We start from the raw sequence: 12630 nt of genomic DNA, 5'->3' as shown, positions 1-12630 counted from the left end.
TCGCGGTCGCTGCTCTGCTTGGTGCGAAGGCATTTCCGTAACCGAGTGAGACGGGCGGTCAATGAGTGCCGCCTCTTCCGGGATGCCGATGGTAGGCATCCTCGGCAATTCGCCCAGTGGGCGAATCACCCGCCTCACTTCGGGCCCGCTGAGCCACGATTCAGAGACGTTTTGGCGACCACCTTGTCAACCTTTGCCGCGTATCGCGACTGCGTCGAACCGTGTTTGCTCGCACGTCTATCGCGACCTTTGCATCAGGGGCAACCGAAATGCGAGGGGGACACGACCGGAATGGAGCATTGCGCGCACGCCCGTGCTGGTGCGCATATGATTACGGACGTACCCGGATTTCAGTGCTTTTTCCCGTCAAGAACTCGAACGTGTCTACGAATTCCAATAGACCTGAAAGCGAACGGCCGGCCGGACTGCACGATCTGCGCGTGACGAAGTATGGCTTCCTTCTGCTCGACGATTTCTCGCTGATCGCGCTGGCTGCGGCTGTCGATCCGCTGCGGATCGCAAACACGGTCGTCGGTCGGCGCGTCTACGACTATCAGCTGATCGCGACTGGCGGGGACTTCGTCCAGTCGAGCGATGGAATATGCGTGCGGCCCAATGCGACGATGGCCGATAGCGGTTCGTTCGACGCCGTGTTTGTCGTCGGCCCCAATCCGATACCGCGCAGAGGCATCGGCGCGGTGCTTGACTGGTTGCGCCTGCTTGCCCGCCACGGGACGGCGCTTGGCGGCCTCGATACCGGTAGCTTCTTTCTCGCGCGCGCCGGCCTGCTGAACGGCTACCGATGCACGATTCACTGGGAAGATCAGGACGTGCTGATGGAGCAGTTTCCCATGTTGACGGTGTCGAATCACCTGTACGAGGTCGATCGCGATCGTTATACCTGCAGTGGAGGCGTCGCGCCGCTGGACTTGATGGTGCATCTGCTTGGCGTGCCGCCCGGCAGCCGCTCGCTCGCGGCGCGCGTGCTCGAACTGCTCATTGCCGAGCGGCGCAGTCATGAGCAGCGCCAACGCACTTCGCTGCGCCAGTACATGGGTGCCGAACACGCGAAGCTCGACGAAGCGCTGCAGGTCATGGAAAGCAACGTCGAAGAGACACTTACCGTCGCCGAAATTGCGTCATATCTGCGCGTTTCGCAAAGGCAACTTGAACGCTGGTTTCATGAGCGTCTCGGCAAGACACCAGCACAGGCGTATCTCGAGATCCGCCTGCTGCGTGCGCGTCAGTTGCTGTACCGCACCTCCCAGCCGCTGGAAGAGATCTGTGCGCGCACCGGCTTCACGTCGATGACGCACTTCGCCACGCGCTACAAGGCGCAGTTCCAGATCCCGCCGAGCGTCGATCGCCGACGTTATCAGAACGCACTATAGGACGTGCTGGCGATGCGCTTTTGGATCTTCTGAGCGCCGTCCGGATGACAGGCCCCGGTTCGCCCGCAGCATGCCGTCTGCGTTGCGCAAACCTGTCTCCACATTTAATCCAATAGTCTGCTCATGGACGCCTCGCGTCGGTAAGCGCGCTCACCGGCGTAAACCCTAAATGTCGAAATGGGGAATTGTTCCGTCGAATCCGGAAATTTTATAAATCCCTGAACTCCTACCATTCGCTCACACCCACCGACCTTCACCAAGGAGCGAGCGCATGAAACTGGAGAACCTGATCCGGATCGAAAACGGCCAAAAGGTGAAGCACACCTTTTCAGACGCCGAGTACGCCAACCGCCAGGCAAAGCTGCGTGAACTGATGGCGCACGAGAACATCGACGCCGTGCTGTTCACGTCGTACCACAACATCAACTACTACGCAGACTTCCTGTATTGCTCATTTGGCCGCAAATACGGGCTCGTGGTTACGCCGAAGAAGGTGGTGTCGATCTCGGCGAACATCGACGGCGGCCAGCCGTGGCGTCGCACAGTCGGCGACTACAACGTGGTCTACACCGACTGGCAACGCGACAACTTCTTCCGCGCCGTACAGGGAGAGATCGACAACAAGGGGCGCGTGGGCGTCGAGTTCGACCAGCTTCCGGTAGAGGTGCTCGCGAAGCTGAAGGCGGCGCTGCCATCCGTCGAATTTGTCGACATCAGCGCCCAGACGATGCGCATGCGCATGATCAAGTCGGCCGAAGAAATCGAGGTCATCAAGCACGGCGCCAATGTGTGCGACGTGGGTGGCGCCGCACTCGCCGCCGCCATTCATGAAGGTGTGCCCGAACATGAAGTCGCGCTCGCGTCGACGCAGGCGATGGTGCGCGAGATCGCACGCCGTTTTCCGGACTCCGAGCTGATGGATACGTGGACCTGGTTCCAGTCGGGCATCAACACCGACGGCGCACACAATCCGGTCACGACGCGCGAGGTACAGAAGGGCGACATCCTGAGCTTGAACTGCTTCTCGATGATCGCCGGCTACTACACGGCGCTTGAACGCACGATGTTCTTCGACCACTGTTCGGACGAACACCTGCGTCTGTGGAAGGTCAACGTCGAGGTGCACGAGGCGGGGCTGAAACTGATCAAGCCTGGTGCCCGTTGTAGCGATATCGCCCACGAACTCAACAAGATCTACGCGGAGTATGACCTGCTGCAGTACCGCACATTCGGCTACGGCCATTCGTTCGGCGTGCTGTCGCATTACTACGGCCGGGAAGCCGGGCTGGAACTGCGCGAAGACATCGACACAGTACTGGAACCGAACATGGTGGTGTCGATGGAGCCGATGATCATGCTGCCGGAAGGCCTGCCCGGCGCGGGCGGCTACCGTGAGCATGACATCCTGGTAGTGGGCGAGAAGGACGCGACCAACATCACGGGCTTTCCGTACGGGCCCGAGCACAACATCGTCAAGGCCTGACCCGCCGGCGTTCAAACAGCCTGCGGCCACGGCCGCGGGGCCCTCATGATGTGGCAGGAGACGTTTCCTTGTTTTCAACAGAACAGACGATTGCCGGGTTCGATCCGGATCTGCACGACGCGATGCGTAGCGAGCGCCAGCGCCAGGAAGATCACATTGAGTTGATCGCGTCGGAAAACTACACCAGTCCGCGTGTGCTCGAAGCGCAGGGCTCGGTGCTCACCAACAAATACGCCGAAGGCTATCCGGGCAAGCGCTATTACGGCGGCTGCGAGCACGTCGACGTGGTCGAGTCGCTGGCGATCGCGCGTGCGAAGCAGCTGTTCGCCGCCGATTATGCAAATGTGCAGCCGCACAGCGGCTCGCAGGCGAACGCCGCCGTCTATCTGGCGCTCCTCTCGCCCGGCGACACGATTCTCGGGATGAGCCTCGCGCACGGGGGGCATCTCACGCACGGCGCGAAGGTGTCGTTTTCCGGCAAGCTCTACAACGCGGTCCAGTATGGCGTCGATACCCAGACCGGCCTGATCGATTACGACGAGGTGGAGCGCCTCGCGCTCGAGCATCAACCGAAGATGATCATTGCCGGGTTCTCGGCGTATTCCCGCGTGCTCGATTTCGCCCGTTTTCGCGCGATCGCGGACAGCGTCGGCGCTTATCTGTTCGTTGACATGGCGCACGTCGCCGGACTGGTCGCAGCCGGAATCTATCCGAATCCCGTGCCGTTTGCGGACATTGTCACGACAACTACCCACAAGACCTTACGCGGCCCGCGCGGGGGGCTGATTCTGGCCAAAGCCAACGCGGAGATCGAAAAGAAGCTGAACGCGATGGTTTTCCCGGGCAACCAGGGTGGCCCACTGATGCACGTGATTGCGGCGAAAGCGGTCGCATTCAAAGAAGCGCTCGGCCCCGACTTTGTTGAGTACCAGAAACAGACCCTCGCGAACGCGCGCGCGATGGTGACCGTATTCAACGAGCGGGGCTACCACGTGGTGTCCGGCGGGACCGACGATCACCTGTTCCTGGTCAGCCTCATCGCAAGGGGGATCACTGGCAAGGACGCGGATGCCGCGTTGGGCCGTGCACACATCACCGTCAACAAGAACGCCGTGCCGAACGACCCGCAGTCACCGTTCGTGACCAGCGGGATCCGCATCGGTACGCCGGCCATCACGACGCGCGGTTTCGGCGAGGCCGACGCTGTGCTGACCGCCGCGCTCATTTGCGACGTCCTGGATAACCTGGGTAACGCGCAGATCGAGCTGCAGGTTCGCGAACAGGTGGCGAAATTGTGCGCCCGCTTCCCTGTATACGCTGGCCTCGGGGTGCAACGCAGACCAAATACAAGGAAACCTCGCGCGGAGGCCTCTCGGTCAACGTGATCGAGTGTTGAGGAGAAGGATCATGAGCCGGTGCAACTAGTTGGCCTGATGACATGCGTGGCAGCGGCCTGATCGAAGAGGTGCGTTCAGTTCGCGTTCACCGCCCTCGTCACGCTCACCGGTGTTAACCCTCGATGTCGAAACGAGAAAGTTTTCCATCGCATCCGGAAATCTTCCCCTTGGTCGAACGTCTACCATTCGCTCAAACGGACCCTGCATATCGCCACGGAACGGACACATCGGACAGGCCGCCGCAAGAGCCGCCGTCAGCACCGCAGCAATCACGATTCATTCATGTTTGGAGACAGCAAATGAGTACCAGGAAAGCGGTTTCAGCGCGGCCAGCTATGGCCGGCATCACCTCGCAGCCCGGCATGGCGTTCACGTCGGGCCATGATCAGGCGGACACGGCACCAGACGCGCGCCTGCTCAAGCGCGCCGCGATGGCGAGCTTCATCGGCAATTTTGTCGAGTGGTTCGACTACGCGTCCTATGGCTATCTGGCGACGATCATCGCGGTCGTGTTTTTCCCGAAGACTGACGCGGCAACGGGGCTGCTCGCCGCGTACGCCGTATTTGCGATCTCGTTTATCGTCCGGCCCATCGGAGGCATCGTCTGGGGGCACTTCGGTGACAAGATCGGGCGCCGGACAGCGCTCTCGCTGTCGATCCTGATCATGTCGGCTTCGACCTTCGTGATTGCTTTCCTGCCAACGTATGCACAGGTTGGCGTCATGGCGCCAATTCTTTTGCTGCTGGTTCGACTTATCCAGGGGTTTTCCGCCTCCGGTGAGTATGCAGGGGCATCGGCATTTCTCGCCGAATATGCGCCGGAGGGCAAGCGCGGTGTCTATACCAGCATTGTCCCGGCCAGCACGGCTGCGGGTCTGCTGTTTGGTTCGATCTTGGTCGCGGTGCTGCATGCCGTGCTCACCACCGGGCAGATCCAGTCGTTCGGATGGCGGTTGCCGTTCCTGCTTGCTGCGCCGTTCGGGCTGATTGGCCGATACATCCGGGTGCGCCTCGAAGATACGCCAAAGTTCAAGGCGCTTGAGATGTCCCACCACGTCGCACGCGCGCCGGTCACCGAATTGCTGACTGTGCATCGCGGCAAGATGTTGATCGCGTTTGGGGTCACGTGCCTGAACGCGGTGGCGTTCTATCTGGTGCTGAGCTACATGCCGACCTACCTGTCGACCGAGATGGGGATGGGCGAAACGCAATCCTTTATTGCGGCCACGATCTCCCTTGCCGCCTATATCGGCTTCATCTTCATCATGGGGGCGCTGTCGGACCGCGTCGGTCGCAAGACGATGCTGATCGGTGCTTCGGTCCTGTTCGCCCTACTGACGGTACCGCTTTTCAAGGGACTCGTCGGTGCCAGCTTCATGACGATCGTGCTGATCCAGATCGCGTTCGGCGCGTTGCTGACGATGAACGACGGCACGCTACCGTGCTTTCTGTCAGAGATCTTTCCGACGCGCGTGCGCTATAGTGGCTTCGCGTTTTGTTTCAATGCAGCGAATGCCCTGTTCGGCGGTACAGCACCGTTTGTCGCGACCTGGTTGATCCATGCCACCGGCAGCAAGCTGGCCCCGGCGTGGTATATGGTCGGCGCGGCAGGCGTCGCTTTGATAGCCATGCTCGCGAGTCGGGAGACATCGCGCGGGCCGCTCGCCGACTGACTCCCACTGGACTGAAGCTAACCCTCTCGGAGCAGATTCGGCTGTGCGTTGACGAAATTTCATCAATGTTTCCGTTGAGGACTCGGACCGACACGCCTATGTTTGACGCATTGGCGCGCTGCGATTGGGCGCGCGATGACTCGATCGAGGGGGGGCAGGGGTGTCGAACACGCAGAGTTGCCAGCGCGGCGCACAGGCGCGTCACGAGGCTTACCGTCTGATCGGAGGCGCCGGTGACAAGGCGCGGGCGGAGGGGCTCGTGAATGCGCTCTGGTACAAGTGCCCGGTGCCGCGCGCAACGATGAAGTCGCTGATGCAGCGCAATGACGCGCGCGCCGTCGCCGATACGATCGTCTGGTACGCAGCGATCCTGGCGAGCGGCGCGCTGGCGTGGCTGGCATGGCGAGCCGATTCGCTCTGGGCGATCCCCGCTTTCTTCGTCTACGGCACGCTTTACTGCAGCCCGGCGGATTCGCGCTGGCACGAGTGCGGACACGGCACGGCATTCAAGACCCGGTGGATGAACGATGCTCTCTATCAGCTCGCGTCGTTTCAGGTCTTTCGCCGTGCAACGGTCTGGCGGTGGAGCCACGCACGGCATCATACCGATACGCTGATCGTGGGCCGAGATCCCGAAATCGCCGCGCCTCGGCCCACCGACTGGCTCGGGCTTCTGCTGAATGTCTTTGCGATCAAGCACGTTTCGAAAGAATTGCCGAAGATGGTGTCGAACGCATTCGGCCATATCGGCGCCGAGGAGAAGACGTTCGTGCCCGAATCGGAATGGCCGAAGATCATCCGTGAGGCGCGCGTCACGCTCGGCGTCTATGCGGTCGTACTCGCAACCAGCGTTGCAGCGCGCTCCGTCCTCCCACTTCTCTATATTGGGCTTCCCAGCCTTTACGGCGCGTGGCTCTATCTTTACTTCGGTTTGACTCAGCATGCCGGCCTGCCGGAGAACGTGCTCGATCACCGCACGAATTGCCGGACCGTAATCATGAACCCGGTATTTCGCTTTCTTTACTGGAACATGAATTACCACATCGAACACCACATGTTCCCGATGGTGCCGTTTCATGCGCTCGAGCGCTTGCACGAGACCGTCAAGGGCGATATGCCGCCGCCTTATCAGAGCACTGTGGCCGCTTACGCCGAGATCATTCCGGCGCTGATGCGGCAGACGCGCGACCCGTCGTACCACGTGACGCGGCCGGTCCCCAAAGCGTCACAGGCATAGGCGCAAGTACATAGGGGATGAAGCCCCCCGAGATGCGATTACCCCGTCATTTACCCGGCTCGACAAAAAACACAGGAGACACGATATGGCTCAATGGATAGACACGGTTGCCTTCGACGAAATCGATGACGAGGACGTGGCGCGCTTCGACCACGCCGGGCGCACGTTCGCCATCTATCGCGTGAAAGATCAGGTCTACGCCAGCGACGGGCTTTGTACCCATGAGCGAGTGCATCTTTGCGACGGCCTCGTCATGGGCCACGTCATCGAATGCCCGAAACACAATGGACGCTTCGACGTGCGCGACGGGCGCCCGCTTGGCGCGCCGGTGTGCGAGAAGCTCGCGACCTATCCGGCCAAGGTGGACGGCGGCCGCATCCTGATCGAGATCAGAAGCAATGACTGACGAACGAGGCATGGCCATTGTCGGCGCGGGACATGTCGGTGGACGTGCGGCACAAACGCTGCGCGAGGCGGGATGGCTAGGACGCATCACGCTCATCGGCGCCGAACCTCACATGCCCTACGAGCGGCCGCCGCTTTCAAAGGATCTGTTGACTGCACAGCGGGAAGCCGAGCATTGCCGATTGCGACCGCGAGAGGCTTGGGTGGAAGACGGCATCGAGCACGTTGTCGCGACGGTACAGGCGCTCGATCCGCGGGAGCAGGTGCTGCGGCTCGACGACGGACGGACGATCGCCTATGAAGCACTGCTGCTCGCCACGGGTGGAGATGCGCGGCGGCTCTCGATTCCCGGAGCGAACAGTGCAGGCGTTCATTGTCTGCGCACGCTTGACGATGCACTCGGCATCAGGCAACGGCTGACGCCCGGCGCACGCGTCGTGGTGATCGGCGGTGGCTTCATCGGACTCGAGGTGGCCGCATCGGCTCGCATGTGCGAATGCGATGTGACCGTCGTGGAGGGCGCATCGCGTTTGATGGGTCGCGCGGTGCCCGAGCCGATCGCAGCCCGCGCGCACGCATTACACGAGCGCAAGGGGGTACGGCTATTGCTGGGCGCTGCGCCGCTCGCTATCGAGACCGGCGAAAATGCCTCGCTCGTCGTGCGGCTGGAAAGCGGCGATGCGTTGTACGCGGATACGGTTGTGGTAGGCATCGGCATCGAACCCGCGGACGCGCTCGCGCGCGCTGCGGGCCTTGACGTGGAGCGGGGGATCGTCGTGGGCCAAACGCTGGAAACATCGGCGCGCAACGTCTACGCGGCGGGTGACGTTGCGGTGTTTCCCAGCCGCTTCGGCACCCACCGTATCCGCCAGGAAACGTGGCACAACGCCGAGACGCAATCGCAACTGGCGGCGCGCAATATGCTGGGCGCGCGCGAGGCGTATCGCGCGCTGCCGTGGTTCTGGTCGGATCAATTCGACTATCAATTGCAGGTCGCTGGCGAGCCCGGATTGGGCCGGCAGTCGGTGGTGCGCTCGATCGCCGACGATGCCGAGATTCATTTCCATCTCGACAGCGGCGGCCGGCTCGTGGGCGCAAGCGGGCTAGGCCCGGCGGGGGCGTTTGTGCGCGAGATGAAGCTGGCACGAATGCTCGTCGACCGAGAAGCCGTGATCGGGCAAGCGGAACTCGCGGATCTCGGCGTGAAACTCAAAAGCTTCTTGTGAAGCGAATTCGTCCTGTCGTGGATTCCGCCGATGTTGTCTTCAACGGACATGCACACGCGGAAACGTAGAAGGGAGCATGAATGGCACAGCGGCTACTGGTGTTGCAATCGTTGTGGGCGATGGAGCGCCGCCATACCGATGGCTACGAGCGCTCGCTCGAGGAGAATGTCGAGATGATCGCCAACGCGGGTTTCGATGGCGTCAGCGCGCACTCGATGATTCCTCCGATACCGCTGCGTTGCCGGTTTCATCGCGTAGGCTGACCGGAGCCTCGACGAGATAAGGGCTACGCCTTACATTGGCCGAACAGAAGATGCGGAATTCAACCGGCCCGGGCGGCGCGGGCGCGTCCACTACGCCGCACGCATTGAGCACGTGCTGTAGCGCGGAGACGATCTGCCCATCCGGGTCTTGATCGATCGCAATATCCATCGTTCCCTCCTCGATGTACTGCCTGTGGTGATCGAGCATTTCGTGGCCGACCCATACGACCCTGCCGGCCGCGCCCGCTGCCCGTAGCGCGGCCTCGATGCCGGCCGATCCGTATCCGCTGTTGTAGATGCCCACGAGATCCTCGCGCTTGAGCGCTCGTGTAACTGCGTGATGGCACCGGTCGGAATCGTCGAGTGTTTCCATCCCTTCCTCTTCGCAGATGAGCGTCGGAAACGATTCGCTCAACTGCGAGCGGCACCCCGCGATGCGTTCGAGATGGGCGCGGTAGTCTTTTCGGCTGCCAAGCAGCAGCACTCGGCCCGGCCGCGTCGCGAGTCGCCCGACGAAGTAGCCTGCCGTGCGTCCGGCGCAAGCATTGTCGATTCCGGCGTAATGGACGCGCCCAATCTCCGGGATGTCGGTCACCATGGTGACGACGGACTCGCCGCGGGTCGTCACCGTGCGCAGTGCATCGCGGACGTTCGCCGTGTCGTGCGTCGTGATGATGAGGCCCGCACGTGCATATGGCGGTTCGAGGATTGCACGCGTGATAACGTCGTCGTCATCCTCAGGGAGGATCTGACGGTGCAGCACGATGCGCCTGTCGAGCATCTGCATCGAGCGCTGCAGTGCCTGCCTCATGCGCCGAAAGAACGGCGTGTCGTTCCTGGGCAGCAATACGTCGATATGCACGAGTCCGTGCCGCGTGTCGGGCAGCACGCGCGGGACGCCGAGCTGGCGTGCCGCCGCGACGACGCGGGCGCGCATCTCGGCCGATACGCTGCCGCGCTCGTTGAGAACGCGATCGACCGTGGCGGGGCTCACGCCCGCCGCCTCGGCAATCTCGATGAAGCGCGGCGTGCGTTTGCGTCGGGGCGATGCGGTGCCGCTCATAACGTGTCTCCTGATATCTCCTGGTTCGCGCAATGGCGCATCGCAGCACGAGTTCGACTTCGAGGTGGACGGCAACGCGTACGTCATGATGGACGTCGACGACCGCGGAGAATCCGCATGCAACGATACTCAATGTGCGGAGATTTCGAACCTCGGTAAACGGGATTGCCGTTCCAGCTGGGCCGCTCGTCAACCAGTGCGATCCGCGGCCATCGTGCCAGTATGGCGCGAAATGCAATCTCCGCTTCCATCATTGTCAACGCCGCGCTGATGCAGACATGGGGCCCGTGCCCAAAAGTCTGGCTTTCGATCACGAAAGCCGGGACCGGCAGGTGCCGGCCGACGAACCGCAGCGACGGGTTCGCCTGACTCAAGTGGACGACGCATCCGGAGAAGCGTTGTCGGTCGTCAGCACGTCGGGCGAGACGTTGAGAATGTGCATGGTTCTCGAGGCGATATCGGCGAAGGCAGGCCCCGACACGGCGCCGCCGAAGTGTGAGCCCTTGTGCGGGCGGTCGATGGACACCGCGATGATCACGCGAGGCGCGTGCGCCGGCACGATTCCCACAAACGACGCGCGATATTGGCTGTGGTCGTAGCCCTTCGCGGTCCAGTGGTAGGCGGTGCCGGTCTTGCCCGCGACGGTGTACCCCGGGACCTGCGCCTGCGGCGCGGTGCCGTCTTTCGTTACCACGCTTTCGAGCATCGCGCGTACCTCGCGCGCGACAAGTGGCGAATAGATACGCCGGCCATGCACAGGCGCGGCGCCATGCGCGTGAATCGTCGCGGGAACGAATACGCCCTCGTTCGCGAAGATGGTGTAAACCTGCGCGAGCTGCAGCAGCGAAGCCGACAGGCCGTAGCCGTACGACATCGTCGCCTGCTCGATGCGTCGCCAGTGCTGATATGGGCGCACGTGGCCTGCCGCCGCACCCGGCAATCCTGCCGAGGGCGCGCGCCCCAGTCCCACTGCACGGAAGTTGTGCCACATGTCGCGCGGCGTGAGCTGCAGCGCGATTTTCGTCGTGCCGACGTTGCTGGACTTCTGGATCACCTGCGAAACTGTCAACACGCCGAAATCGGCATCGTCGTGAATTACGGCGTGGTCGAGCTTCAGGCGGCCGCCGTTGGTGGGCACGATCGTATCCGGCGTGACGACATGGCGCTGTAGCGCAAGCGCAATCGTCAGCGGCTTCAGCACGGAGCCCGGCTCGAAGACGTCGGTCACCGCGCGATTGCGGATCTGCTGGCCACTGCGCGCTGCGCGCTTGTTCGGATCATAGGTCGGCCAGTTCGCCATCGCGAGTATTTCACCTGTTCGAGCGTTCAGCACGACTGCGGAGCCGGCTTGCGCGCCGGTGCGCCGCACCGCGTCCCGCACCGCCTTGAAGGCGGCGAACTGAATGGATCGGTCGATGGAGAGACGGATGTCCTCGCCAGGCTTCGGGGCGACGAAACCCAGCGTATCGATGATCTGGCCGCGTGCGTTGCGCAACACGCGCCGGTTGCCGTCCACGCCGGTGAGGATGCGGTTGCCGACACGTTCGATCCCTTCCTGGCCCCGGCCATCGACGTCCGCGAAGCCTGTCACCTGCGCGGCAATCGGGCCCTCGGGGTAGAACCGTCGATAGTCGCGCTCGGCGTAGAGGCCCGGTATGTCGAGTTGCATCGCGACTTTCGCGGTGGCGAGCGGCACCTGTCGCCGCAGATAGGCGAAGGCGCGATGCTCGCGATACACGTCTTGCACGTGGGCGCGGTGGATGCCGAGCAGCGTGGCCACCGAGGCGAGCTTGCCGGGCGGCACGCTCGGCACGTCGCGCGCGTCCACCCATAGCGCGCGGGTGGGCAGGCTCATCGCGAGGATGTGGCCGTTACGGTCGAGAATGCGGCCACGCGCCGCGTGTACGGTGAAATCACGGACCTGGCGGATGTCGCCCTGAAGCTGGTAGAAGCCGTCGTTGATGCATTGCACCCAGAAGGCGCGCACGCCCAATGCACCGAATGCCAGGGCGAACGTTGCGCCAAGCAGCGCCGACCGCAACCGGAACCGAAGGTAGGTGCTGTTGCCCAGCACTTCGGATTGCCTGATGCGATGCGTGTTGCGCGGGGGATTCATGACTGCGGGACGGCCGGCGCGCTGTCCGTTTCGCGGCTCGCCTCGGGCTGAAGACACCCGCGCACCATCGACCAGTAAAGCGGCTCGGTGCGGCGCCGCCGAAAGTATTCGACGCGTGTATGCCGCCCCTCCGGCTCGACGCGCAGACCAATCGCCGCGCCGCTGAAGAACGTTTCGGCGCGCAGGGTGATGGCTGTGCCGCCTTCACCCCGATGCAGACGCCGCGTGCCGTTTTTCCATCGCTGTACGACGCAGTCCGCCACGTCGGACGCGGAAATGCTGGACTTCGCGGTAAACGCGGGCGACAGTGAGAAGATGCTTTCGCGGCGCGAACAGGCCACGAGCAGCACGCAGAGTCCCGCCGCAATTGCTATGT

The 12630-nt window shown here is 62.7% G+C and carries 10 protein-coding genes; 7 read left to right on the top strand and 3 right to left on the bottom strand.

Translation table 11 applies throughout. The annotated features are described in order from the left end of the window. The first annotated feature begins 380 nt into the window (after window positions 1–380). The 7 genes from ACO1XS_RS18045 (at window position 381) to ACO1XS_RS18015 (ending at window position 8812) form a co-directional block, all read left to right on the top strand. A complete protein-coding gene (locus tag ACO1XS_RS18045) occupies window positions 381–1391 on the top strand; it encodes a GlxA family transcriptional regulator (RefSeq protein WP_486391322.1) in 1011 nt (336 codons plus the stop codon). A 271-nt stretch (window positions 1392–1662) separates the two neighbouring features. Beyond that, window positions 1663–2874: a M24 family metallopeptidase gene (locus ACO1XS_RS18040; protein WP_486391321.1), complete on the top strand. Its 1212-nt coding sequence runs from the start codon at window positions 1663–1665 to the stop codon at window positions 2872–2874. A gap of 68 nt (window positions 2875–2942) precedes the next feature. Further along, window positions 2943–4259 (top strand): serine hydroxymethyltransferase, encoded by a 1317-nt coding sequence (gene glyA / locus ACO1XS_RS18035; protein ID WP_486391323.1) that lies wholly within the window; start codon window positions 2943–2945, stop codon window positions 4257–4259. Between the two features lie 374 nt (window positions 4260–4633). Then, on the top strand, window positions 4634–5944 hold the full coding sequence (locus ACO1XS_RS18030; protein ID WP_440561600.1) for an MFS transporter: 1311 nt from the start codon (window positions 4634–4636) through the stop codon (window positions 5942–5944). 160 nt (window positions 5945–6104) lie between these two features. After that, window positions 6105–7181 (top strand): fatty acid desaturase family protein, encoded by a 1077-nt coding sequence (locus tag ACO1XS_RS18025; RefSeq protein ID WP_486391320.1) that lies wholly within the window; start codon window positions 6105–6107, stop codon window positions 7179–7181. 85 nt (window positions 7182–7266) lie between these two features. Beyond that, window positions 7267–7587: a MocE family 2Fe-2S type ferredoxin gene (locus ACO1XS_RS18020; RefSeq protein ID WP_486391319.1), complete on the top strand. Its 321-nt coding sequence runs from the start codon at window positions 7267–7269 to the stop codon at window positions 7585–7587. Then, window positions 7580–8812, top strand: a complete 1233-nt coding sequence (locus ACO1XS_RS18015; protein WP_486391318.1) for an NAD(P)/FAD-dependent oxidoreductase — start codon at window positions 7580–7582, stop codon at window positions 8810–8812. The genes ACO1XS_RS18020 and ACO1XS_RS18015 overlap by 8 nt, the downstream gene beginning before the upstream one ends. 201 nt (window positions 8813–9013) lie before the next feature. On the opposite strand, the gene ACO1XS_RS18010 is transcribed toward ACO1XS_RS18015, so the two are convergent. From ACO1XS_RS18010 to ACO1XS_RS18000, 3 genes are all read right to left on the bottom strand, one after another. Then, complete coding sequence (locus ACO1XS_RS18010) at window positions 9014–10138, bottom strand: LacI family DNA-binding transcriptional regulator (protein ID WP_486391317.1); 1125 nt, start codon at window positions 10136–10138, stop codon at window positions 9014–9016. A gap of 370 nt (window positions 10139–10508) precedes the next feature. Beyond that, entirely contained in the window at window positions 10509–12254 is a 1746-nt protein-coding gene (locus ACO1XS_RS18005; RefSeq protein WP_486391316.1) for a peptidoglycan D,D-transpeptidase FtsI family protein, read from the bottom strand. Beyond that, window positions 12251–12604, bottom strand: coding sequence for a hypothetical protein (locus ACO1XS_RS18000; RefSeq protein WP_331568163.1), 354 nt, complete (start codon window positions 12602–12604; stop codon window positions 12251–12253). Before ACO1XS_RS18000 ends, ACO1XS_RS18005 begins: the two co-directional genes overlap by 4 nt. Between the last annotated feature and the right edge of the window lie 26 nt (window positions 12605–12630).

It is taken from the genome of Trinickia sp., from assembly GCF_057351765.1.
This window is presented reverse-complemented; position numbering and strand designations above follow the sequence as displayed.